Source organism: Pseudomonas sp. CCI1.1, from assembly GCF_034348165.1.
GTDB lineage: Bacteria > Pseudomonadota > Gammaproteobacteria > Pseudomonadales > Pseudomonadaceae > Aquipseudomonas > Aquipseudomonas paracarnis.
On sequence record NZ_CP133780.1, the window covers coordinates 1496763 to 1520693 of the forward strand.

Below are 23931 nucleotides of genomic sequence, written 5' to 3' on the forward strand. Positions count from 1 at the left end.
CATCGCAGGCAAGCCAGCTCCCACATGGAACCGGCGGCGCCGCCACAATGTGGGAGCTGGCTTGCCTGCGATGGCGATAGCCCAGGCGCTACAACTTATCGATGTGCTGATACTCCAACTGCAATCCGACCGCCAATTCCTCAGCACGCCCCAACCTGATAGGCCCACGTTCGATGTCAATCAGCATGCCTGGACACTCCAACCGCGGCAGCGCGCCCGTCGCCTTGAGCCGCCCATCGGTCACCACCAGCAGCTTCTGTTGCTCGGCCCGATAGCGCTTGCGCCGTGCCGCCAACCAATGCCCCGCCTCCGTCAGCGCAGCCAGCAACGGCGTCCCGCCGCCTGCTCCCAACTGCCCCAACCAATCGGCCAAGCCTTTCGCCGCCTTCAAGCCTTGCACCTGCCACTTCGGCGATTGCCCGCTGGCCGTCAATAACGCCATGCGCGCCCGTTGCCGATAAGCATCGTCAAACAGCTGAGCCAACAAACCCTTGGCATCGGTCAACGCCCGATGGCGCCGCGTGGACGCCGAGGCATCGACAATCACCAGCCACAGTTCAGGAGCCGACCGGCTGCGCAGGTGGAACAGCAGGTCCTCACGGCATTGCGGCCGCCCACCCAGCAACGTGCCCGGCCAATTGATCGCCCCGCGCTGTGCGCTGCGGGCCTTGCCCTGCCGGCCGGTGTTCAATCGCCCCGCCTGGGGCCGGGCATCCGCCCCCGTGTCAGCTCGGGGGCGGATGCCTAGGGCTTTTTTGGCCAGGTGGGTACATCGCGGCGGGCGCCCGTGGGCAAGGCGGGTGCGGGCATATCGCCCCACTGGCCTTGGCCGGGCGAGGTGTCGGAGGGTGACGATGACGGCCCGTCATTCGGCGGGGGCGGCGCGCCTGCAGGCGCTTGCTGCTGACGTCGATGGCGCAAGGCGAACTCCGCCACCGCGTCGATATCTTCCTGCTCAATAGCGACAGCGCCACGCCACGCCGCATGGGCACGGGCGCCACGCAACCAGACCAGGTCGGCACGCAGGCCGTCGACTCCAGCGGCAAAGCAGCGCTCGGTGATGTGGGCCAACGCCTGGTCATCCAGGGCGATACTGTCTAGCCGTGCCCGCGCCAGGGTGCAGCGTTCGCGCAAGGCAGCTTGCGCTGGCGCCCACTGCGCGCAGAACGCCGCCGGGTCAGTGTCGAAATCCAGGCGACGACGGATGATGTGCCCGCGCTCGGCGGGCAAGGTTTGCCCGCTCAATGCCACGTTGAAGCCGAAGCGGTCGAGCAACTGCGGGCGCAGCTCGCCCTCCTCCGGGTTCATGGTGCCGATCAACACAAAGCGCGCCGCATGGCGATGGGAAATCCCGTCGCGTTCGATCAGGTTGGTGCCGCTGGCGGCTACGTCCAGCAGCAGGTCCACCAAGTGGTCGGCCAGCAGGTTGACTTCATCCACGTACAACACCCCGCCGTCGGCCTTGGCCAACACGCCGGGGGAGAATTGCGCGCGGCCTTCGCCCAGCGCGGCATCCAGGTCCAGGGTGCCGACCAGGCGCTCTTCGGTTGCGCCCAGGGGCAAAGTGACAAACTGCCCGCTGGCCAGCAGGTCCGCCAACCCACGGGCCAGGGTCGACTTGGCCATACCCCGTGGCCCTTCGATCAGCACGCCGCCGATCTTCGGGTCGATGGCCGCCAGGCACAGCGCGAGCTTCAAGTCATCGGCGCCGACCACGGCGGACAGCGGGAAATGGGGAGTATCAGTCATAGTCAACTCTTAATAGCTCGTTCCAACGCTCCCGCGTGGGAACGCTTCGCTGGACGCTCGGCGTCCGTTCTTGTGACGCAGAGCGTCACGGGCTGCATTCCCACGCGGAGCGTGGGAACGATCACTCAGCTGTCTTCTTCTATGTCCAGCAACAGGTTTTCCAAGGCTTCGCGGTACGCCCCCGGTGCCTGCCACAAGCCACGTTGCTGGGCTTCGAGCATGCGCTCGGTCATGTCGCGCAGGGCATCTGGGTTGTGCTGTTGCACAAAGGCACGGGTATCAGGGTCCAGCAGGTAGGCATCGGCGAGCAAGGCGTATTGGTGATCGTCAATCAGCGCGGTGGTAGCGTCGAAGGCGAACAGGTTGTCCACGGTCGCGGCCATTTCAAACGCGCCTTTATAGCCATGGCGCTTCACGCCTTCGATCCACTTGGGGTTGGCCGCACGGGAACGGATCACCCGGTTGAGCTCTTCCTTCAAGGTGCGGATTTTCGGCACGTCCGGCTGGCTGTGGTCGCCATGGTAGCTGGCGGCCTTTTCGCCGCTCAGGGTTTCCACGGCGGCCAGCATGCCGCCCTGGAATTGGTAGTAGTCGTTGGAGTCGAGCAAGTCGTGCTCGCGATTGTCCTGGTTCTGCAACACCGCCTGCACCTGGCTCAACCGCTGGGCAAATTGCTCGCGGGCCGCAGTGCCTTCGTCAGCCCCCCCGTAAGCGTAGCCACCCCAGTTCAGGTAGACCTCGGCCAAGTCCTCGCGGCTCTGCCACAAGCGCCCGTCAATCGCGCCCTGCACGCCCGCGCCATAGGCACCCGGTTTGGCGCCGAAAATGCGCCAGCCGGCTTGCTTGGCCGCGGCACCTTCATCCAGGCCCGCCTCAAGCAATGCTTGGCGTTCACTGCGCACTTTGGCGGCCAGCGGGTTCATGTCGTCGGGTTCATCCAGGGCCGCCACCGCCTGCACCGCCGCATCGAACAGGCGGATCAGGTTGGCAAACGCATCGCGGAAGAACCCGGACACGCGCAGGGTCACGTCCACGCGCGGACGGTCCAATAAGCTGATCGGCAGGATCTCGAAATCGTCCACCCGCTGGCTGCCGGTGGCCCATACCGGGCGCACGCCCATCAGCGCCATGGCTTGGGCGATATCGTCCCCGCCAGTGCGCATGGTGGCAGTGCCCCATACCGACAGGCCGAGCTGACGCAGGTGGTCACCGTGGTCTTGCAGGTGCCGCTCAAGAATCAGGTTGGCCGACTGGAATCCGAGACGCCAGGCCGTGGTGGTTGGCAGGTTGCGTACGTCCACGGTAAAGAAGTTACGCCCCGTAGGCAGCACATCCAGCCGACCGCGACTCGGCGCACCGCTGGGCCCCGCCGGGACAAAACGCCCACTCAAGGCATCGAGCAAGCCACGCATCTCTGCGGGGCCGCAGGCATCCAGGCGTGGCGCTACGACGATGCGCAGGCCTTCGATCACCGCCTTCACCTCCTGCCAGCCGGGCTCTTCCAACTGTTCGATGGGGCCTTCCAGTGCCTGCTCGATCAAGCGCGCCGCGTACAACTCCAGACGTTCACGGGTATCCCCGGCCGTACGCCACAGCTGATCGTCAATCTTCTGCAACACCAACGGGCGCCGCCCCGTCCAGGGCTCGGCCAGTGCGCAATCGAGCGGATCAAACCCCAGGTCGAATGCCTTGGCCAACACTCGCAGCAGGCTCGACTGCGGGCCCCGGCCATCGCCACGGGGAATGCGCAACAGCGCCAGCAAGGTGTCGATACGCAAGCGGCCCTCGGGCGACTCGCCAAAGATATGCAGGCCATCGCGGATCTGCGATTCCTTCAAGTCGCACAGGTAGGTATCCAGGCGCGGCAGCCACACCGCCGCGTCCGCCTCACTGCCCAGTTCAAGCTCCTGGTCGATACGGGTTTCGCGCACCAGTTTGAGGATGTCTTTTTGCAGCTCCAGCGCACGGCGCGGGTCAAGCAATTGCGCCTCGTAATATTCGTCGGCCAATAACTCAAGGTCACGCAACGGGCCGTAGGTTTCGGCGCGGGTCAGCGGTGGCATCAGGTGGTCGATGATCACCGCCTGGGTGCGCCGCTTGGCCTGGGCGCCCTCACCCGGGTCGTTGACGATAAACGGGTAGATATTCGGCAGCGGCCCCAGCAATGCATCCGGCCAGCAGTGCTCCGACAGGCCCACGCCTTTGCCGGGCAGCCACTCCAGGTTGCCGTGCTTGCCCACATGGATCACGCCGTGGGCGCCGTAGGTATGGCGTAGCCAGAAATAGAACGCCAGGTAGCCATGGGGCGGCACCAGGTCCGGGTCGTGGTACACCGCGCTGGCATCTACCTGGTAACCCCGGGCCGGCTGGATGCCGACAAAGGTCAGGCCCAGGCGCAGGCCGGCGACCATCAAGCGGCCATCGCGGCACATCGGATCGTTTTGCGGCGCGCCCCAACGCTCCAGCACGGCCTGGCGATTGGAGGCCGGCAAACGATCAAACATCGCCTGGTATTCCACAAGGCTCAGGCTTTGATGGCAGGGGCGCAGGTCGAGGCTGTCGAGATCGTTGGTGACGCCGCCGAGCAGTTCGTGGATCAGCGCGGTGCCGCTGTCGGGTAGCCGCTCCGCCACCGGGTAGCCCTCGGCTTGCAAGGCGCGCAGGATATTCAGCGCTGCCGCAGGGGTGTCCAGGCCTACGCCGTTGCCGATGCGACCGTCGCGGGTCGGGTAGTTGGCGAGGATCAACGCAATCCGTTTCTCGGCATTGGGCACCCGCGCCAACTCGACCCAACGGCGTGCCAGCTCAGCGACAAAATCCATGCGTTCGGGCGCTGCGCGGTAGCACACCACGTCCGACTGGCTGCGCTCGCTGCGCCAGGCCAGGTCCTTGAAACTGATCGGCCGGCTGATGATGCGCCCGTCCAACTCCGGCAAGGCAATGTGCATCGCCAGGTCGCGGGGCCCCAGGCCTTGTTCGCTGGCCTGCCAGCCGGGCTGGTTGTCCTGGGCGCAGATCGCCTGGATCACCGGGATATTGCGGCGAAACGGGCGCAAATGCGGCGCTTCCGGGCTCGATTGGGCAAAGCCGGTGGTGTTCAGAATTACCGCGGCTTGCACGTCATCCAGCAGGTCCTCGACCACCGTGAGGCAGCCGGGTTCTTTCAAACTGGCCACCGCGACAGGCAAGGGGTTGAGGCCCGCCGCCTGTAAGCGCTGGCAGAACACATCAATAAAACCGGTATTGGCCGCCTGTAAATGGGAGCGGTAGAACAGCACCGCAGCCACCGGCCAATCAGCGTGCCAATCGGCCTGCCAGTCATTGAGGCGGGCATTGGCGTTGTGCGGGTGATAGATCGCCGTGCGCGGCAGCGCTTGCGGCTCGGCCCAGGCATAGTCGCGGCCCAGGTGGGCACTGGCCAGGCAGTGGTAAAAATCCAGGGCATTGCCCAGGCCACCTTGGCGCAGGAAGTGCCACAGGCGCTCGCGGTGTTCGGCCGCAACGGTGCTCAGGCCGCTGAGTTCCGGGTCTGGACGGTCGTCACCCGGCACCAGGATCAGGGTGACGCCGCGTTCGGCCAACTCCACCAGGCGCTCGATGCCGTAGCGCCAATACCCGATGCCGCCGTGCAATGACAGCAGGATGACCTTGGCGTGGCGCAATACCTCGTCAACGTACAGGTCGACCGAGGCATGGTTCTGCACCTGCATCGGGTTGGCCAGGCGCAGGCTGGGGTAATCCTCGGGCAATTGCTGGGCGGCTTCGGCGAGCAGCGCCAGGCTGGAATCGCCGCTGCACAGGATCACCAGTTCAGCGGGGGTCTGGCCAAGGTCGGCTATATTGTCGTCCGCGACGAAACCACCGGGTTGGGTCCTGAGCAGGTGCATGGTTAAACGCTGAGGGCAGCGCGCAATTGCGCTTCGAGGCCGGCGGCGTCCAGTTCCTGGCCGATCAGCACCAGGCGCGTGGTGCGTGCTTCGTCAGCGCCCCAGGCACGGTCGAAGTGCTTGTCAAAGCGCGTGCCCACGCCCTGGATCAGCAGGCGCATCGGTTTGTTGGGGATCGCGGCAAACCCTTTCACCCGCAGGATGCCGTGCTGCACCACCAATTGGGTCAGGGCGTCGAGCAGCAGCGCCTCATCGGCTTGGGGCAAGTCGATGGAGATGGAGTCAAAGGCATCGTGATCGTGGTCGTCTTCACCTTCGTGGTGATGGTCGTGATGGCTGTGACGCCCGTCGATATGTTCCTCGGAACCGGCGCCCAGGCCGATCAGCACGTCCAGAGGCAGGCGACCGCTGCTGGCTTCGATGATCTTCACCGCGGCCGGCAGTTCTTCGGCGACCTCCAGGCGCACGCGGGCCAGGTCTTCGGCGCTGATCAGGTCGCTTTTGTTGAGGATCACCAGGTCGGCGCTGGCCAGTTGGTCGGCGAACAACTCATGCAACGGCGACTCGTGGTCCAGGTTCGGGTCAAGTTTGCGCTGGGCGTCGACCTGGTCCGGGAAGGCGGCAAAGGTACCGGCGGCCACGGCCGGGCTGTCGACCACGGTGATCACCGCGTCAACGGTGCAGGCGCTGCGGATTTCCGGCCACTGGAAGGCTTGCACCAACGGCTTGGGCAGGGCCAGGCCCGAGGTTTCGATGAGGATATGGTCCAGGTCACCGCGACGGGCGACCAATTCGCGCATCACCGGAAAGAACTCTTCCTGCACCGTGCAGCACAGGCAACCGTTGGCCAGTTCGTAGACGCGGCCATTGGCTTCTTCTTCGGTGCAACCGATAGAACACTGCTTGAGGATTTCACCGTCGATGCCCAGCTCGCCGAACTCGTTGACGATCACCGCAATGCGACGGCCCTGGGCGTTGTCGAGCATATGGCGCAACAGCGTGGTTTTGCCCGAGCCAAGGAAGCCGGTAACGATGGTGACGGGAAGTTTGGCCAGTGTTTTCATCGAATGCCCTTTGGGGCGGGCATACGGGACGACAGGCCCTGCGGCGGCGCGCAGCAGCGGATTTCGTCACCGGATCACCCCGCCCGGTTGAATTGGAAAATCGGTTGCGAGGCAGGTCTCCTGGCTTGGGGTGTGCAGGTCTTGCGACCAACGCTGACTGCGCCTTCCCGCCCTATCGGCAGTGGCGTGGCAGTCAACTGAACCCTTCACAGTTGCGGGGGCAGCCGCGGCTTGAACCGCGTTCCCTTCTTAGCTTCGGCCTGGGCCGAAGAACCTCGAGGGTGCAAGGCTACGCAGTGCACGGCAGGCGGTCAATGCTCAAGCACCTACCGGCAAGTCGGTCCAGGCAGCGGCCAACTAGGCGTAGCGCTGCCTGCCAGGATTGGCGGTGATGATGTCGGGCACATTGATCGGGCCGTAAGCCTTGAGGAAAAAATCAAATCGGCCATTCCCTGTGAGGTCGATGGCCAGCCTAGACAGGTTAGTCGTACGGTTGTAATCCAGAATCGCTTCACCTGGTTTGCCCGTCAGCCGCCTGACGAACCTCAGGGCATCAACCCCCGCGTTGCCCAGCAGGTTCGACAGATCGATTCTGTCCACACCCGTGACAAAATCCATAATCTGATCGGGATATTCCGGCGTGGAGTCGCTGGCATTGTCGTAAGCGAAGGTGTCAGCGCCCCCCGCACCTCGGAGTCGATCCGCACCCGCCCCACCTTTAAGCACGTTGTTTGCTTGGTTACCAATGATCGAGTCATGCCCGGAGCCGCCGATTGCATTCTCCAGCGTAACCCCCTTGGCAATGGAAACATTCCCCACCAGGCCGCCAACATCCGAAAAGGACTCCGCCCGCAAATTGATAGTCTGGTTTTGGTGATACTTGGAAAAGTCCAACGTATCGACACCACCACCGTCCCATACACAAAACAAGGCCGTATCGTGACGCGAGTTCAACTCCAGATAGTCTCGTCCCGCATTGGAGTTGAAGCCATAGGTGGTATCTGAATTGCGCGTCGTGTTATTGGCACCATAAACCCGCTGCGCAGCGGCGATATCATCCATCATCGGCGCCGACGGTAACTTTCCATTGAAGTGTTTACCCGCTTCAGGTGCATCGAAGTAGCTCATCACGCTGTAAGCCCGCGTATCCTGAGCATATAAGGCGTGATCGCGGTAATTGGGATTACCAAAATTATAGGTGCCTGGGTGTAACAGGCCCAGGTTGTGCCCAATTTCATGGGTCAGGGTCATTCGCCCATGGTTGTGCAAGGCTGGATTAGTATTGGTGCCAAATCGGGGATTGATCAGCACTTTACCTTCCTGGCCCGGATACTGGCCGAAGGCGACCTCGTAGTCCGTGCTATTGGAGAACGCTAGAAGCCCCTCGGGGCGACGACTGCCTTCCTGGAATGAAACATTCGCGACATCCTCCCACGATTGCATCGAGCGCCGGGCCTGCTCTTTCTGGGTCGCATTGAACGCCGTGTGCCCTCTTGCGTGCTTGTTGAATGAATAGGAGATCTGCGTGATGCCGTCGCGATTGGCGTCAAACCAACGATGGCCGGTTCGAGTGATTTGACGCGCGGCCTGATCAACCGTGAAAGAGGGTTTATCAACGTTCGATTCAGAGGGGTCGTTGGGCCTGAGGGTCGCATCGGCCACCGCTGATTGCTGATCGCCAGCAAGCGGCGCATGAAAACTTTGCAGCGTATTGGAAAGTCGCATAAAGCCCACCGTTAATTTCAATGTTGCGCGGGGAGATAAACCGGGTTTCCTTCTGAGTTATCGAAAAAAGCGCAGGCGTTCCCAAACACTTCATACATCGCGTGTCTGCCTATTGCGTCTGCAAATACTTCATCGCCGTGCACTTCGTAGGTGTCCTCATCCAATTGACGCTGACCTGCACACCATGCTCTCCTACACACCTTGTTTCGGGTGCCCTTCACAGGGTGAAACGGGAAACCGGTGCGTCAAATCCAATGACAAGTCCGGTGCTGCCCCCGCAACGGTAAGCGAGCGAAGCGTCATGGCCACTGTGCTTTTGCATGGGAAGGCGATGCTTTCAGGAGGACTCTTTGATGAGCCGCCCCTCGCAAGCCCGGAGACCGGCCCGAAAAATTCAGATAACAAACCCGCGGTGGGCGGGCGCTGTTCGAACCCTGCGTGCCTGGCGCGTGGGGTTTTCATGCGCTCGTTTCACCCTGACACCTGAAAGGGACGCGCCATGTCGATCATCAGCAGCACTTCGCACACCGCCACTAGCACCGCCACCCTCAGCCAACGCCTGACCGCCGCCATCGGTGCGTCGATCCTTGGCGCGTGCCTGGTGTATTTCGCCGGGTTCTCGCATATCGAGGCAGTGCACAACGCCGCCCACGATACCCGCCACAGCGCCGCGTTCCCGTGCCATTGAGAGCTGCCGACATGATCAAGCGTATTGCGCAAACCGCAGGTTTCACTGGGCTATTGGCTGCCTTGCTGCTGACCCTGCTGCAAAGTTTCTGGGTGGCACCGCTGATTCTGCAGGCGGAAAGCTTTGAAAAAGCCCCGCCAGACTCCGAAATGGTGCATGAGCACGCCGCTGGCGCTGCAGCCCACAGCCACGATGCCCAAGCCTGGGAGCCGGAAGATGGCTGGCAGCGGGTGTTGTCCACCACTGGAGGCAACCTGGTGGTGGCCGTAGGCTTTGCACTGATGCTCGCCGGCCTCTACACGCTGCGTGCGCCGACCCGCACCGCGCAAGGCCTGCTCTGGGGCCTGGCCGGCTACGCGACCTTTGTACTGGCCCCCACCCTGGGCCTGCCACCGGAACTGCCGGGCACTGCGGCGGCGGACCTGACACTGCGCCAGACCTGGTGGATCGGCACCGCAGCCTCCACCGCCGCCGGCCTGGCGCTGATCGTGTTCGGCCGCAACTGGCTGTTGAAAGGCCTTGGGCTGGCGATTCTTGCCGTGCCCCACGTCATCGGCGCGCCGCAACCTGAGGCACATTCGATGCTGGCCCCGGAGGCGCTCGAAGCGCAGTTCAAGATCGCCTCGCAATTGACCAACGTCGCTTTCTGGCTGGCCTTGGGCCTGATCAGCGCCTGGTTGTTCCGCCGCAACCGCGACGACCAATACTCGGCATGATCCTGGTTGTCGGCTTGGGCTGCCAGCGGGGCTGTGAGGTTCACAGCCTGCTGGCGTTGCTCGACAGCGCCCTGGCCGAGGCCGGCATTGATCGCTCACGCGTGACCGCGCTGGCAAGCATTGACCACAAACGCGATGAACCTGGGCTGCTGGCACTGGCCCAGCGATTGAACCTGCCCTTGCAGTGCTTCAGCGCCGAGCACCTGGCGGGCTATGAACATCGGCTGAGCCATCGCTCAGCGCTGGCTTTTGCTCACACCGGCTGTTACGGCGTGGCCGAAAGCGCCGCCCTGGCCCTCGCCGAACAGCTGTCCGACAGCCCTGCCCGCCTGCTGATCACCCGTCAAAAAAGCGCGCAGGCCACCTTTGCGTTAGCCTGCGCGGGCTAAAAACCCGATAATTTCCGCTCTTGAGCATGAGCCGTGTTCATGCTCGCCCGTTTTTCAACAGGATTTCTCCATGACCGTCTACTTTATCGGCGCCGGCCCCGGTGACCCGGAATTGATCACCGTCAAGGGCCAGCGGCTGATCCGCAGTTGCCCGGTGATCATCTACGCCGGCTCGCTGGTGCCCGCCGCCGTGCTGGAAGGTCATCAGGCGCTCCAGGTGGTCAACAGCGCCGAACTGCACCTGGAGCAGATCATCGAGCTGATCAAGACGGCCCATGCCCAAGGCCAGGACGTGGCGCGGGTGCACTCCGGTGATCCCAGCCTGTATGGGGCGATTGGTGAACAAATACGCCATTTGCGTGAGCTGGGCATCCCTTTCCAGATCATTCCAGGGGTCACGGCGGTCGCCGCGTGCGCGGCCCTGCTGGAGACCGAACTGACCCTGCCGGACATCGCCCAAAGCGTGATCCTGACCCGTTACGCCGATAAAACCAGCATGCCCCCCGGTGAAGACTTCGACAGCCTGGCGCGACATGGCACCACGATGGCGATTCATCTGGGGGTCAATCATCTGGAGAAAATCGTTGCCGAGCTGCTGCCGCATTACGGTTCGGACTGCCCGATTGCCGTGGTACACCGTGCCACCTGGCCGGATCAGGATTGGGTGGTCGGTACGCTGAGTGACATTGCCGAGAAAGTTGCGGCGAAGGGGTTTCGGCGGACAGCGTTGATTGTGGTGGGGCAGGTGTTGGCCAGTGACAGCTTCAGCGAGTCGTCGCTGTACCGCGCAGGGCATGCGCACCTCTATCGCCCCTGAAGCCAGCTCCCACACTTGATCTGCTTTATCAGATATATTTTGCAACTCTATGAATTTAAATAATAAAAAACGGCGCTCACGAGGCGCCGTCTTTTATGTTCGCAGTGAACACCTTACTCAGTAGTAGGCGTTTTCTTTCTGCGTGTGATCAGTCACGTCACGTACACCCTTGAGTTCAGGAATACGTTCCAGCAGCGTGCGCTCGATGCCCTCACGCAAGGTCACGTCCGCCTGGCCGCAGCCCTGGCAGCCGCCGCCGAATTTCAGCACGGCGATACCGTCATCCACCACGTCGATCAGACTCACCTGGCCGCCGTGGCTGGCCAACCCCGGGTTGATCTCGGTTTGCAGGTAATAATTGATGCGCTCGTTGACCGGGCTGTCGGCGTTGACGTTCGGCACCTTGGCGTTGGGCGCTTTGATGGTCAACTGGCCGCCCATACGGTCGGTGGCGTAGTCGACCACGGCGTCGTCCAGGAAGGCTTCGCTGAAGGCATCGATGTACGCGGTGAAGCTTTTGAGCCCCAGGGCGGTGTCTTCAGGCTTCTCTTCGCCGGGCTTGCAGTAGGCAATGCAAGTCTCGGCATACTGGGTGCCGGGCTGGGTGATAAAGACGCGGATGCCGATACCCGGGGTGTTCTGCTTGGACAGCAGGTCAGCCAGGTAATCGTGGGCGGCGTCGGTAATGGTTATGGCAGTCATGGAAACTCCTCACAGGCTTGCCCGCAGTTTACGCCAAATTATTACGCAGGTACAAAGTCCGAGTATTTTTGTCGGGAAAGACCTGTTCCTGTTGGCCTGACGCATCGTGACACCTGGCCATTTCTGCGAAAACCTGTGCCTACCTATATAGCCCCCCCCGCAAACCCCGGCTCAATAGAGTGAATCCTCTTCGACTACGGATTGTGAGGATTGAATGAATAACGCATTGCAGAGCTTCTATTTCAAGGGCTTGCCGGAACAGCAAGTGCATTTGGACCATCTGATTGATTTCGTGACGACACAAGGCTCGCTGACGGCATCCGCCGCCGAGGTGTACTACTGCCCCCCGCACAACAGCGAACTGCATCGCGAGTGCAAGGAAGCCTTTCGAGTCTTGGCAAAGCTGGAAGCCGATGAAGACTTTCAGCGCTTCCTGCGGGAAAAGCCCGAACCGGATGATTCCATTATCGGCCGGGACTTCCTTTACGACCTGCTCTCCACCTTGTTCAGCAGCACGCGCTCACCGATACCCGACCCTGCCGAAACGTTCAGCATTGCCGACCATTCGGTCATCCTGCGCCATATGCCCACCTATTGGTACATCGACGCCGACGTGTTGCTGGATATCAACCGGCGTGTGGGTAACGGCCTCAAAAGCGACGGTTCGGTGCGGTTTGATCTGGTGCTCAAGTATTACTCGATCATCCCGGCACAGCCCAAAACCCGCGAGCAGTGGAAAGCGGTTCTCGCTGTCTTGCAGGAACATCACACCCTGAAAAAACTCGGACACGAAGGCAACCTCAGCGATTTGCAGCACTTGCTGGATGCGCCTGCCGACCAGAAAATCAAGGAGATTATCCGCCAGATCGAAACACAAACCCGTCAATCGCTGTTCCGTCATGTATTGCCCGAAACATTCACCGCCTCACAACAGGACATGCTCACCACCACCCCCACCGTGCTGCTCGATCAATTGCTCAATAGCCCCGATAACCTGGCACTGGGCGAACGGATTGCCAAGGCCTTGGACTGGTATGGCAGCCAGAAGGACGAAATCTGCCCAGACCCGGTACGGGTGAAATTACTGTGGCGCGCGTTGTGGCTGACGATCATTCCCAGCACCGACTCGCTGATCGACAACGAATTGAAACTATTCATCGCGCCTGGCGCGTCTTATTCGTCGGTCCGCCAATCCTTGATCAGCCGCTATGAACATAGCTTGTCGATCAGCGCTGACGCGGCACAATTGGCGGTGTGCGTCCTCAAGGCCAATGTTGCCAGCGAAGTCTGGGTGGCCGATATTCCCGATGACCTCCCCTACGCTGCCACCAGTACCTGGGTCAATTTCAGAAGCGGCTTTCTGCTGGCCGAAACGATTGCACCGGGTTCATCGCGCCACATGAGTTTCGAACAATTGCTCAACCTGGCGGCGGAACACTTTCGCGCCAGCGGCGATGACATTAAACAACAGGCACTGGTCGCAGCGGCCAAGTTGGGCCCCACCGTGCAATGGGCACAGGCCAACGGCCTGATCGCCAGCCGATCGTCGGGCCACTCACGGGATGAGCTCACCCAGGCCGTCACCGCCCTGGAGCAGCATGAATATGAGATGTTCAACGCAATTCAGAACCTCAAACTCAAACTGCCCAGCCGTTGGCGCTTTGTCTCGGACATGGAGTACGACAAAGCCTTTCGCGACGCCCTTGAGATGCCGAGAAACGCCTACAAGACCTTAATCCAGTCACTGCTTGCGCACCTGGGCAATGCGACCCTGGATGTGGATCAGGACGAGATCACCGTGTATTCATTAAGAGAAGCCCTGGACAAGGTGCCCATCGAATATGAAACCAAAGCCAAGACCGATGCCGTTCGTTACCGGACAGGTTTTATCCTACGCATCGCCAAGCCCCGCTCGCCCCTCCATGCCATCTACATCGAGGTATTCCCCTTCGCCGGCCTGCTGCGTCGACGCAAAGACCTGCAAAGCCTACCGCTAAACGGCAAAGTGGTAGAGCTACGCGACGCCATGAGCTGGGACAAGTACAGGCTGGCCACCGAAGTACCGTTTGATCGAGAGGCTTACCGCGAGAACAAAGCGCCCAGACCAGGCAAAAAAGCTGAGTTGATCGTTGAACAAGTCGGCGAGACACTGCCTGGCATCGACGCAGGGCCGCGCATCCCATCGTTCGCGCCCAACACGCTGTATGCGCCGCGCAGTGAAACCCTGGCAAGCATGATTGCCCGCGAGCTGTTTTTCTGCGATGAGCAAGCCCTCCTGGAAAAAACCCGCAAAGACACGCGGGAGGTAGACATTCCCGCTGAGGTACTCGAAGACTTGGCGTTCTGGGGCAAGATTTTTATCCCGTTTTGGGGCGGTATCGACGACATCGCCTCCGGTGATCCCCAGCGCATCAAGTCAGGCGTCGCCGGCCTGTTCATTGACATCGTAGCTTTCGCGTTGCCGGTAGGGCGGTATGTGGCCGGCTCCACCCGCCTGCTCATCCACGCAGGCAAGACCGGGCTGCGCCTGGCGCTGCCTAAGCTCGCGAAACTGACCGGGAAGCTGGTAATTGCCACGCTCCACGAACTCAACCCCCTGGCCGCCCTGCCCAGCCTGCTCAGGCTCGCGCGCTTTGGTTTGCTCAAGCTGGGACATAAATTGATGCGCCAGGCAAAACGGGGTATTGCCCAGCTGCGCGATGGGACGATCGCCGCAAGGCACATACGCTCGGTTGACCCTGACAGCTGGAAGCCGCTGCAGGCGGGCGATCAACTATTTACCGTGGACGGCTTCGCCAATGTCCCGATGCGCAACGTCGGCAGCCTCGAGGCGCCGGATTATCGCTTGATCGATACCGCCTCCAATAAAGCCTTCGGGCCGCGCTTTAGAGAGCCGATCACGGTCATCAGCAACAGCAGCCCGTTGATTCGTCAGTACGCGGTTGACCCGGAGTTGATCAGAGGCCTCAAGCCCGACGCACGCGGTATCTTCTCCCGAGCGGACTACAACCAGAAGTTCATCTGTAATGTTGATGACAAGGGCAAAATCGCGGTGTACCAGGTCCGCGACAATTCCTATGGGTTCATTCAGGAGGCCGCCGCGGGCGCCGACACCAGCTTTTCTATCGTACTGGTCAATCCGAGGAGCAATCGCGATTTGTCGATCACGCTGTCGTCGGTGGAGCCTGGTCATTGGTATTCAGGCCCGATCAAGCTCGCGGGCGGCGCGCCGGATGCGCCAAGCGTGGTAACGCCCTCAGTGCTGTTGAAATGGACCGAGGCCAGTGAAGACGCCCTGAAAAAAACCATGGACAACTTCGTCAGCACTTACAACCTGGACCCCAGCGCCTTTCGGCAGTTCGTCAACAGCCGCAACACCCTGACACCCCGAGGGCGAAAGATGCTGGACCGTGCAGGGACCGCCCGCACCTGCGTCACTTACGAGCATATGGAGCACTGGAGCAAGGCGTCCCAGCGCGAGCGCAACAGCCTCACCCTTGAAGGCTTCGCCGCCGACCATAACCTGGACCCGGTGGCCTTTGCCGAGCATGTAAACATTGATGGCACCTATCGAGCGGCAGGCAAAGTACTCGCCAAATACGCCAGAGGTGAACAATTCGACGACCTGAAACCCGAACACCTGCAAGAGTGGAACAAGCACTACAACGCCACCAACTCAAGGGTGTCCATGCACGCATTTGTCGAGCAGAACAACCTCAACCCGGTTATCTGGAGTGACTACGTCAATGACAATGGCAGCATGACCCGCGCCGGTAGAGAAAGGTGGCTGTTCGGACAACGAAGCCCGGTGGACGAGCCCGTGGCCAGGAAGCGGCCTGCGCCCCCCACGGCAGGTAGCTCAAAACGTCCGCGGCTGGACGATGACGCCACACCCACGCGGCGCCGATCCACTTCAATCACGGCGTCTTTTGATCATAAAATCAACAATAATGCGCCAATTCTGCAAGACCCCAACGACGTCAGGCGCAGCTTGACCCTTGAACTTGAAGGTCCGTTGCAAAAAATAGAGATCACCGACGCCAACCAGTTTTTTGACGAGTTCACCGGCCTGCAATACGTCGAAGTCAAAGAGGCTGCAACCAAGAGTATCCGTGAATGGATCGCCAAGGAAGGCAATCATCATCGCCGGCTTGATCGCCTTTTGGAGGTCAAGAAACTGCAGGAGGGCCCAGAGCGTGGCCTGTCGGTCGTCGCCAGAACCGATATAAAACGCTTCGATGTCCTTGGGCCGTATACCGGCAAGCTGCACTTGGATCAAGCCTCGATCAATACCGAGATACTGGAAAAAGGTGAAGCGGCCGTCGGCACGTATTTATTCCAGACCCACACTCATGGCGCGACTATCAGCGGCCACGGTAACAGCAACACGCTAAGCCTGATCAATGCGGTCAAGGTGCCCAATCTGCCCGACGTTGGCATCGAAAATGTCGGCGCCGTGTATGTAGGCAAATACATGGTGTTCATAGTCGCTTGGCGGGATATCCCTGCCGGGACCGAGTTGCTGATGGACTATGGTAAAGCCTACTGGAAGTACGTGAGGCCCTGAGCCGCCAAACGGCGGTCCTAATGCTTTTGCCTGATGGGTAACGCATCATCAATGCCAAACCAATGTTTGAGCCTGCGATGCGTAGCCTTCTCCAACACCTGGTAACTGGCCCATGCGCCCAGCGCAATGACAGCGATGCACACCGGTATCATTGCGTAGGGGTCTATTGCCCTGTGCTCGATGGCCCAGCGCCCAGCGCATAGCACCAGTACGTGAAGCAGATACACCGAGTAGGAGCAGTCTCCTAGCAGTTTTATCAAGCGCGAACCATGGAAGTAAGGCTCCAGCGCCACACAACTGATCACCAGCACGGCGCTGGGCACTCCCCATTCCAACGCGCGCGGGGCATCCACGCCATGGTAGATCGCCGCCAATGCCGCGACGACGCCCAGCAACGCCAGCCACGGCCTGGACCGGCACAGACCGCGGCGGTAGAGCATGCCGATCGCCACGCCCATGAGAAACTCCAGGACAATGTCATTACGGTAAAACCCGTCGGCCAAGTCAAAGGCGGGGCCAATGACGTAGCACAGCAGATACAACAGCGCCGCCACCACCCACAGCCGACAGGCTTCACGCACCAGCAGCGCAACAGCGAACAGGCAGTAGAACAGCATCTCGAAATTCAACGTCCAGCCCACATCCAGCAGTGGATACACGCCGTAGCCCGCCGGGTTTTGCGCGGGGATAAAGAGCATCGACAGGAGCACATGACCCAGTTCTAGCTGAACGTCTGGAAACATCCAGGGCATGGCCGTGACCAGCACAGCCAAAAGCACGGTATAGAACCAGTACGCCGGAGCAATCCTGGCCACGCGCATCAGCATGAAGCGCCAGGGTGTCAGCGCTTTATCGGCGCTCGCGAGGAAAATCACCAAGCCGCTGATGACGAAGAATACGTCCACCCCGGCGCCGCCCTTTTCGACCAACAGGTCCTCCAAGGCGTTGTGGGCCTCGAAGTTGAAAAACAGCTGCATGACGTGGTGACCCACCACTACCCATGCAGCCAACGCGCGCAACAACTGCACTGAAATCAGCATCGGCATACCCTTTCCAATATGTAGGTAAATATCCGACTGCTTCAGCCCCGCATGCAGAAATGACCGGATCAATGCACTTCGTTATAGGTTCTCATAGCGGTTCATGTCCAATACGCCCTCTTCCACCGGCGTGGTTTCGTGAATGTACCGCGACAAGTCATGGAAGTACTGCCAGAACAGCGGGTGACTGCGGCGCACACCCCAGCGGTCGACGATTTTCTCGAAGCTCTTGGCGTCCTTGGCCTGCTCCATCTGCGCGACAAACTCAGGCACTTGCCGGGCCGGGATATTGAACATGAAGTTCGGGTAGCTGCTGAGCACGCCTGGGTAGATCGTCACCGTGTCCAGCCCCGGCTGATAGCGATACGCCTCTCCCAGCAGGAACGCCACGTTACTGTGGGCACGGTTGCGCAGCAGGCTGTAGACCTCGCGCTTGCCGCTGGCGGTTTCGATGCGCAGCATGGTGGCTTCGGGCAATTGCTCGATCACCTTGAGCCCCGCCGCCGGCCGCGAGGTCAGGCGGCTCAGGGCTTGCTCGGCATCCTGCAAGGCCGGGTCAATGCCGTCGCGGGAGCAGAACGCGCCGCTGCAGCGGTTGATCGGGTCGGGGCTGGCGTTCAAATGGCCGTAGCGGGTCAGCAACTGGTTGGCAAAGTCACGCTTGGGGTCCTTCTCGCTCAGGTGCAAACCACTGGCCTTGTCATCGTCAATCGCTTCATAGTCCAGCCACAGCTTGAGCTTGCCGCTGTTCTGGTACCAGTCGTCCATGAAGTCTTCGCGGGTGTCGGCAGGCATCAAGCGCAGGAAGTTCTGCTCGGCGCCGTTACGGATCAGGTCGAAATACAGGCGGGTCTGGGCCTGGTGCGAGACGTTGCCAAACACATCGAAATTCACCGCCAGCTGGTAATAGGTGCGTTCCAGCAGTGGGTAGTCGAACAGCCACATCGTCTGCGGAACCTCGCCAATCAGGCCCTTGGTCACCGAGGCGCTGTCGAAATGGCGGAAAATGCTCAACAAGGCGTTGTCATTGCCCGCCCACAATGTCGACCAGCTCGGCGCCGGCAGGTCTGCATAGTTGTCACGGCGCAAGGCTTCATACTGGTTGCGCTTGTCACGATAGGCCAGCCACAGGCTCAGCACACTGCCCACGTCGTCATTCTGCCCGGGCATGGCCAGCAACGGCGTGGCCTGGCCGCGATAACGCGCATCGGTGATGTACAGATCGTGGTCGGGGTCCTGGAACAGCGTCCAGAAGTTATCGCGGATCACGTCCGTAGCGATCTGCCCACGGCACACCGGCCCGCGAATGAAGGTACGCACGAAGTACTCAGCGTTATCGAGCATGAATTGGTAGCGCGCTTTAGCCGGGATGGCTTCGAATGTCGCGAACGGATTGGCCCGGCTGCCGGGGCCATAGCCTGGCAAGGCCGTGACTTGCCAGTCGCCGGCGTAGAACAACGCCTTGATCCGCGCCATCTTCGCCGCGCTGAAGGGGTAAGTGATGTGAGTTTTATGCACGATCACACCCTGCACCGGCCACAGGCGGTAGTACACCTGGGTGCCTGGGTCGTCGTTGGGGCGACGTGTGGCGATCAGGTCAATCGGCTGGCCACTGGGCGTACGCGAACGCACCCACTGGAAGTAATGCCCCGGCTCGCCGTTCTCGAAATAGATATGCGCCAGGAACAAATGCTCGAACAGCCAGCGCGCCACCAGGCTTTCCCGGGCGCCCGGCTGGTTGAACAGGTTTTCCCACTGTTGCACTTGCAACGCTTCCCTGGCACTCGGCGCCAGGCCCTGCTCGTCAATCGGCGCGCCGGAGGCCAGCCAGCGTTGCAAAGTCTGGTATTGCTGATCGGTCAGGCCGGTGACCGCCAGCGGCATACCTTCCTTGGGGTGAGCGCCGGCATAGGCACCGAACTCGCCGGGCGTTGCGCACATATTTTCGCGGTTGAGCCCCAGCACAATGTTGTCGGGCAGCTTGGCATTGGGCGCCAGCGGCGCGTTGTGCCCCAGCTCCAGCATGCGCGCCATCAGCGCAGCCTGGCTGCCCTGGGCGTCCAGCACCGAATAGAAGCCCTTTTGCTGCCACGCCTGCTTCCCGAATGCGTCATAAAACAACCGCGTAGTTGGCGTGGCCTGGCTGCGCTCGCCGTCATACACCGGCATTTTGCTTGCCCCGCGTGCGGCGCCCTCGGCGCTCCCCAGGTTGAGCTGGCAGGCGGAGTCGTAGCAGGCGTGGCAGGCCACGCATTTCTCGGTGAAGATCGGTTGGATATCGCGGGTGTAGGAGATCGCCGAAGCGGGACCCTCTGCCTGCGCAGTACTGGCTATCAAGGCCAGGACGGCGCTGACGATCAAACGAAGTGACATGTATCGGGTCCCGATTCAAGGCGTGCGGTCTGTGAAATGGCGGTGATTCTACCGGGCCATGACCGCCAGCAACATGAGCGATATTCATGCACAACCCGGACATGCTCCAAATCGGCACAGGTTTGCTATGATTCACGCCCTCCGTAATGCCTGACCAGAGTAGTCCCATGCCCGATCGTAGCGCTCGCCTGCAAGCCCTTCACCAAGCCCTCAAGGAACGCATCCTGATCCTTGATGGTGGCATGGGCACGATGATCCAGAGCTATAAACTCGAGGAGCAGGACTACCGTGGCAAACGCTTCGCCGATTGGCCAAACGACGTCAAGGGCAACAACGACCTGCTGGTGCTGACCCGCCCGGACGTGATCGGCGGCATTGAAAAAGCCTACCTGGACGCCGGCGCCGACATCCTTGAAACCAACACCTTCAACGCCACGCGAATCTCCATGGCCGATTACGGCATGGAAGAACTGGCCTATGAACTGAACGTGGAAGGCGCACGCCTGGCGCGCAAGGTGGCCGACGCCAAAACCCACGAGAACCCGGCCAAGCCGCGTTTTGTCGCCGGTGTACTGGGCCCGACCAGCCGCACCTGCTCGCTGTCGCCAGACGTCAACAACCCCGGCTACCGCAACGTGACCTTCGATGAGCTGGTGGAAAACTACACCGAAGCCACCAAGGGCCTGATCGAAGGCGGCGCCGACCTGATCCTGATCGAAACCATCTTCGACACCCTTAACGCCAAGGCCGCGATCTTCGCCGTGCAAGGGGTGTTCGAGGAACTGTGCGTGGAACTGCCGATCATGATCTCCGGCACCATCACCGACGCCTCCGGCCGAACCCTGTCGGGCCAGACCACCGAAGCGTTCTGGAACTCCGTGGCACACGCCAAGCCGATCTCGGTCGGTTTGAACTGCGCCCTCGGCGCCAGCGAGCTGCGCCCGTACCTGGAGGAGTTGTCGAACAAGGCCAACACCCACGTTTCGGCGCACCCTAATGCTGGCCTACCCAACGAATTCGGCGAGTACGACGAACTGCCGTCAGAAACCGCCAAGGTCATCGAAGAATTCGCCCAAAGCGGCTTCCTGAACATCGTCGGCGGTTGCTGCGGCACCACGCCGGGGCATATCGAAGCCATCGCCAAGGCCGTGGCCGGTTACGCGCCGCGCCCGATCCCGGACATTCCCAAGGCCTGCCGCCTATCAGGCCTGGAGCCGTTCACCATTGATCGCCGTTCGCTGTTCGTCAACGTCGGCGAACGTACCAACATCACAGGCTCAGCCAAGTTCGCCCGCCTGATCCGCGAAGACAACTACACCGAAGCCCTGGAAGTCGCCCTGCAGCAGGTGGAAGCCGGCGCCCAGGTGATCGATATCAACATGGACGAGGGCATGCTGGATTCGAAGAAGGCCATGGTGACCTTCCTCAATCTGATCGCCGGTGAGCCAGACATCTCCCGCGTACCGATCATGATCGACTCTTCCAAGTGGGAAGTGATCGAAGCCGGGCTCAAGTGCATCCAGGGCAAGGGCATCGTCAACTCCATCAGCATGAAGGAAGGCGTAGAGCAGTTCATTCACCACGCCAAGCTGTGCAAGCGCTACGGCGCGGCGGTGGTGGTGATGGCGTTCGACGAAGCCGGCCAGGCTGACACCGAAGCGCGCAAGAAAGAAATCTGCAAACGCTCCTACGACATCCTGGTCAATGATGTCGGTTTCCCGCCGGAAGACATCATCTTCGACCCGAACATCTTCGCGGTCGCCACCGGTATCGAAGAGCACAACAACTATGCCGTCGATTTCATCAACGCCTGTGCCTATATCCGTGATGAGTTGCCCTACGCGCTGACCTCCGGTGGCGTGTCCAACGTGTCGTTCTCGTTCCGGGGCAACAACCCGGTTCGCGAAGCGATCCACTCGGTGTTCCTGCTGCATGCGATCCGTGCGGGCCTGACCATGGGTATCGTCAACGCCGGCCAGTTGGAGATCTACGACCAGATCCCCGCCGAGCTGCGTGACGCCGTCGAAGACGTGGTACTCAACCGTACGCCGGACGGCACCGACGCCCTGCTGGCGATTGCCGACAAGTACAAGGGCGACGGCAGCGTCAAGGAAGCCGAGACCGAGGAATGGCGTGGCTGGGAGGTCAACAAACGTCTGGAACACGCGCTGGTCAAGGGCATCACCACGCACATTGTCGAAGACACCGAAGAATCGCGCCTGTCGTTTGCGCGCCCGATCGAAGTGATCGAAGGTCCGCTGATGTCCGGCATGAACATCGTCGGCGACCTGTTCGGCGCCGGTAAGATGTTCCTGCCCCAAGTGGTGAAATCCGCCCGGGTGATGAAGCAGGCGGTGGCCCACTTGATCCCGTTCATCGAGCTGGAAAAAGGCGACAAGCCTGAAGCCAAGGGCAAGATCCTGATGGCCACGGTCAAGGGCGACGTGCATGACATCGGCAAGAACATTGTCGGCGTGGTGCTGGGTTGCAACGGCTATGACATCGTCGACCTGGGGGTGATGGTACCGGCGGAGAAGATCCTGCAGGTGGCCAAGGAGCAGAAGTGCGACATCATCGGTCTATCCGGCCTGATCACCCCGTCTCTGGATGAAATGGTGCATGTGGCCCGCGAGATGCAGCGCCAGGATTTCCACCTGCCGCTGATGATCGGGGGCGCCACCACCTCCAAGGCGCACACGGCGGTGAAGATCGAGCCCAAGTACAGCAACGACGCGGTGATCTACGTCACCGACGCCTCCCGCGCCGTGGGCGTGGCCACCCAGTTGCTGTCCAAGGAGTTGAAGGCCGGCTTCGTCGAAAAGACCCGTCTGGAATACATCGACGTACGTGAGCGCACCTCCAACCGTAGTGCACGCACCGAGCGCCTGAGCTACCCGGCGGCCATCGCCAAGAAGCCGCAGTTCGACTGGAGCAGCTACACCCCGGTGGTGCCAACCTTTACCGGCGCCAGGGTGCTGGACAATATCGACCTCAACGTCCTCGCCGAATACATCGACTGGACGCCGTTCTTCATCTCCTGGGACCTGGCCGGCAAGTTCCCGCGCATCCTCACCGATGAAGTGGTGGGTGAAGCGGCAACCGCGCTGTATGCCGATGCCCGGGAAATGCTCAAGAAACTGATCGACGAAAAACTCATCAGCGCCCGTGCGGTGTTCGGTTTCTGGCCGACCAACCAGGTGCAGGACGATGATCTGGAAGTCTACGGTGACGACGGCCAGCCCATCGCCAAACTGCATCACTTGCGCCAGCAAATCATCAAGACCGACGGCAAGCCGAACTTTTCCCTGGCCGACTTCGTCGCGCCCAAGGACAGCGGCGTGACCGACTATATCGGTGGTTTCATCACCACCGCCGGCATCGGTGCCGAAGAAGTGGCCAAGGCTTACCAGGACGCCGGCGATGACTACAACTCGATCATGGTCAAGGCCCTCGCCGACCGTCTCGCCGAAGCCTGCGCCGAATGGCTGCACCAGCAAGTGCGTAAAGAGCACTGGGGCTATGCCAAGGACGAGCAACTGGACAACGAAGCACTGATCAAGGAGCAGTACAGCGGCATACGCCCTGCCCCCGGCTACCCGGCGTGCCCGGACCACACAGAAAAGGCCCAGCTGTTTCAACTACTGGACCCAGAGACGCGTGAAATGCACGCCGGGCGCAGCGGCGTATTCCTGACCGAGCACTACGCGATGTTCCCGGCGGCGGCGGTCAGTGGCTGGTACTTTGCCCACCCACAGGCGCAGTATTTTGCGGTGGGCAAAGTCGACAAGGATCAGGTGACCAGCTACACCGCACGCAAAGGCCAGGACCTGAGCGTCACAGAGCGCTGGCTGGCGCCGAACCTGGGTTACGACAACTGAAGGCCTGCCCGGCTCGTTACCGCCGTGTCGACGGCCCCGGTTGCGGCGATGCCGGACCGGGTCGTGGCGCTACGGTGACAGTTGCCTGTAATGCCTGCACCTCCTTAACAATTGTCGGGACAGCCCCAGCAAACGCTGGCCCTTGATCAGCCGTCGCATACCGGTACGCCTCGGTATCGTGCAGTGGTTCGAGCAGATGGAAAAACCGCTCATGCCCCGGCTCATCGGCCAGTTGTTGCCATAACTGCCGCCTGGGGACGGCCAGGTCCTGCGGTGGTCGCTGTACTTGTCGCCAATGGCAAAATACACACAGCCTGTCAGCCTGATTTTCATCAG

The 23931-nt window shown here is 61.2% G+C and carries 15 protein-coding genes and 2 riboswitches; of the genes, 6 read left to right on the forward strand and 9 right to left on the reverse strand.

The features are described from left to right. Positions 1 to 88 precede the first annotated feature (88 nt). The 5 genes from RHM69_RS06485 to RHM69_RS06505 form a co-directional block, all read right to left on the reverse strand. The gene (locus RHM69_RS06485) at positions 89 to 691 is read right to left on the reverse strand and encodes a vWA domain-containing protein (protein ID WP_019820242.1); all 603 of its coding nucleotides are present in this window, start codon (positions 689 to 691) and stop codon (positions 89 to 91) included. 53 nt (positions 692 to 744) lie between these two features. Continuing rightward, the gene (locus RHM69_RS06490; protein ID WP_073452323.1) at positions 745 to 1749 is read right to left on the reverse strand and encodes an ATP-binding protein; all 1005 of its coding nucleotides are present in this window, start codon (positions 1747 to 1749) and stop codon (positions 745 to 747) included. A 125-nt stretch (positions 1750 to 1874) separates the two neighbouring features. Next, complete coding sequence (gene cobN / locus RHM69_RS06495) at positions 1875 to 5636, reverse strand: cobaltochelatase subunit CobN (RefSeq protein WP_014718279.1); 3762 nt, start codon at positions 5634 to 5636, stop codon at positions 1875 to 1877. A gap of 2 nt (positions 5637 to 5638) precedes the next feature. Beyond that, entirely contained in the window at positions 5639 to 6700 is a 1062-nt protein-coding gene (gene cobW / locus RHM69_RS06500) for a cobalamin biosynthesis protein CobW (protein ID WP_014718278.1), read from the reverse strand. 92 nt (positions 6701 to 6792) lie between these two features. Continuing rightward, positions 6793 to 6993: riboswitch (cobalamin riboswitch) on the reverse strand. A 64-nt stretch (positions 6994 to 7057) separates the two neighbouring features. Beyond that, complete coding sequence (locus tag RHM69_RS06505; RefSeq protein WP_003190737.1) at positions 7058 to 8425, reverse strand: M10 family metallopeptidase C-terminal domain-containing protein; 1368 nt, start codon at positions 8423 to 8425, stop codon at positions 7058 to 7060. Between the two features lie 191 nt (positions 8426 to 8616). Further along, positions 8617 to 8829, forward strand: a riboswitch (cobalamin riboswitch). A 95-nt stretch (positions 8830 to 8924) separates the two neighbouring features. Here RHM69_RS06505 and RHM69_RS06510 point away from each other — a divergent pair. The 4 genes from RHM69_RS06510 to cobM all read left to right on the forward strand — a co-directional run bounded on the left by RHM69_RS06510 (position 8925) and on the right by cobM (position 11035). Continuing rightward, positions 8925 to 9113 carry a CbtB domain-containing protein gene (locus RHM69_RS06510; RefSeq protein ID WP_003190735.1) on the forward strand — a complete coding sequence of 63 codons (189 nt, stop codon included), beginning with the start codon at positions 8925 to 8927 and terminating at the stop codon, positions 9111 to 9113. An 11-nt stretch (positions 9114 to 9124) separates the two neighbouring features. Continuing rightward, a complete protein-coding gene (locus RHM69_RS06515) occupies positions 9125 to 9829 on the forward strand; it encodes a CbtA family protein (protein WP_102666566.1) in 705 nt (234 codons plus the stop codon). Further along, the gene (locus tag RHM69_RS06520) at positions 9826 to 10218 is read left to right on the forward strand and encodes a cobalamin biosynthesis protein (RefSeq protein ID WP_060767534.1); all 393 of its coding nucleotides are present in this window, start codon (positions 9826 to 9828) and stop codon (positions 10216 to 10218) included. The genes RHM69_RS06515 and RHM69_RS06520 overlap by 4 nt, the downstream gene beginning before the upstream one ends. Positions 10219 to 10288: 70 nt before the next feature. Further along, positions 10289 to 11035, forward strand: coding sequence for a precorrin-4 C(11)-methyltransferase (gene cobM / locus RHM69_RS06525; protein ID WP_020301554.1), 747 nt, complete (start codon positions 10289 to 10291; stop codon positions 11033 to 11035). A gap of 117 nt (positions 11036 to 11152) precedes the next feature. Here the strand turns inward: cobM and nfuA are convergent, their stop codons facing one another. Next, positions 11153 to 11737 (reverse strand): Fe-S biogenesis protein NfuA, encoded by a 585-nt coding sequence (nfuA, locus tag RHM69_RS06530; RefSeq protein ID WP_003190728.1) that lies wholly within the window; start codon positions 11735 to 11737, stop codon positions 11153 to 11155. Positions 11738 to 11951: 214 nt separating this feature from the next. On the opposite strand from nfuA, the gene RHM69_RS06535 reads away from it, so the two are divergent. Continuing rightward, the gene (locus tag RHM69_RS06535; RefSeq protein ID WP_060767532.1) at positions 11952 to 16304 is read left to right on the forward strand and encodes an SET domain-containing protein; all 4353 of its coding nucleotides are present in this window, start codon (positions 11952 to 11954) and stop codon (positions 16302 to 16304) included. A gap of 17 nt (positions 16305 to 16321) precedes the next feature. On the opposite strand, the gene RHM69_RS06540 is transcribed toward RHM69_RS06535, so the two are convergent. Both RHM69_RS06540 and RHM69_RS06545 read right to left on the reverse strand, forming a co-directional pair. Then, positions 16322 to 17344, reverse strand: a complete 1023-nt coding sequence (locus RHM69_RS06540) for an acyltransferase family protein (protein WP_019820255.1) — start codon at positions 17342 to 17344, stop codon at positions 16322 to 16324. A gap of 81 nt (positions 17345 to 17425) precedes the next feature. Beyond that, positions 17426 to 19717 (reverse strand): fatty acid cis/trans isomerase, encoded by a 2292-nt coding sequence (locus RHM69_RS06545; RefSeq protein WP_200600411.1) that lies wholly within the window; start codon positions 19715 to 19717, stop codon positions 17426 to 17428. A 167-nt stretch (positions 19718 to 19884) separates the two neighbouring features. Here RHM69_RS06545 and metH point away from each other — a divergent pair, with 167 nt between their 5' ends. Beyond that, complete coding sequence (gene metH / locus RHM69_RS06550; RefSeq protein ID WP_200600419.1) at positions 19885 to 23595, forward strand: methionine synthase; 3711 nt, start codon at positions 19885 to 19887, stop codon at positions 23593 to 23595. Positions 23596 to 23664: 69 nt separating this feature from the next. Here the strand turns inward: metH and RHM69_RS06555 are convergent, their stop codons facing one another. After that, entirely contained in the window at positions 23665 to 23928 is a 264-nt protein-coding gene (locus tag RHM69_RS06555) for a hypothetical protein (protein WP_322255485.1), read from the reverse strand. Positions 23929 to 23931: the final 3 nt, after the last annotated feature.

Coding starts and splice junctions, on each gene's coding strand:
- RHM69_RS06540 (WP_019820255.1), bottom strand. CDS start 17,344: ATGCTGATTTCAGTGCAGTTGTTGCGCGCGTTGGCTGCATGGGTAGTG.
- RHM69_RS06520 (WP_060767534.1), top strand. CDS start 9,826: ATGATCCTGGTTGTCGGCTTGGGCTGCCAGCGGGGCTGTGAGGTTCAC.
- metH (WP_200600419.1), top strand. CDS start 19,885: ATGCCCGATCGTAGCGCTCGCCTGCAAGCCCTTCACCAAGCCCTCAAG.
- cobN (WP_014718279.1), bottom strand. CDS start 5,636: ATGCACCTGCTCAGGACCCAACCCGGTGGTTTCGTCGCGGACGACAAT.
- RHM69_RS06505 (WP_003190737.1), bottom strand. CDS start 8,425: ATGCGACTTTCCAATACGCTGCAAAGTTTTCATGCGCCGCTTGCTGGC.
- cobM (WP_020301554.1), top strand. CDS start 10,289: ATGACCGTCTACTTTATCGGCGCCGGCCCCGGTGACCCGGAATTGATC.
- RHM69_RS06510 (WP_003190735.1), top strand. CDS start 8,925: ATGTCGATCATCAGCAGCACTTCGCACACCGCCACTAGCACCGCCACC.
- RHM69_RS06555 (WP_322255485.1), bottom strand. CDS start 23,928: ATGAAAATCAGGCTGACAGGCTGTGTGTATTTTGCCATTGGCGACAAG.
- RHM69_RS06535 (WP_060767532.1), top strand. CDS start 11,952: ATGAATAACGCATTGCAGAGCTTCTATTTCAAGGGCTTGCCGGAACAG.
- nfuA (WP_003190728.1), bottom strand. CDS start 11,737: ATGACTGCCATAACCATTACCGACGCCGCCCACGATTACCTGGCTGAC.
- RHM69_RS06490 (WP_073452323.1), bottom strand. CDS start 1,749: ATGACTGATACTCCCCATTTCCCGCTGTCCGCCGTGGTCGGCGCCGAT.
- cobW (WP_014718278.1), bottom strand. CDS start 6,700: ATGAAAACACTGGCCAAACTTCCCGTCACCATCGTTACCGGCTTCCTT.
- RHM69_RS06515 (WP_102666566.1), top strand. CDS start 9,125: ATGATCAAGCGTATTGCGCAAACCGCAGGTTTCACTGGGCTATTGGCT.
- RHM69_RS06545 (WP_200600411.1), bottom strand. CDS start 19,717: ATGTCACTTCGTTTGATCGTCAGCGCCGTCCTGGCCTTGATAGCCAGT.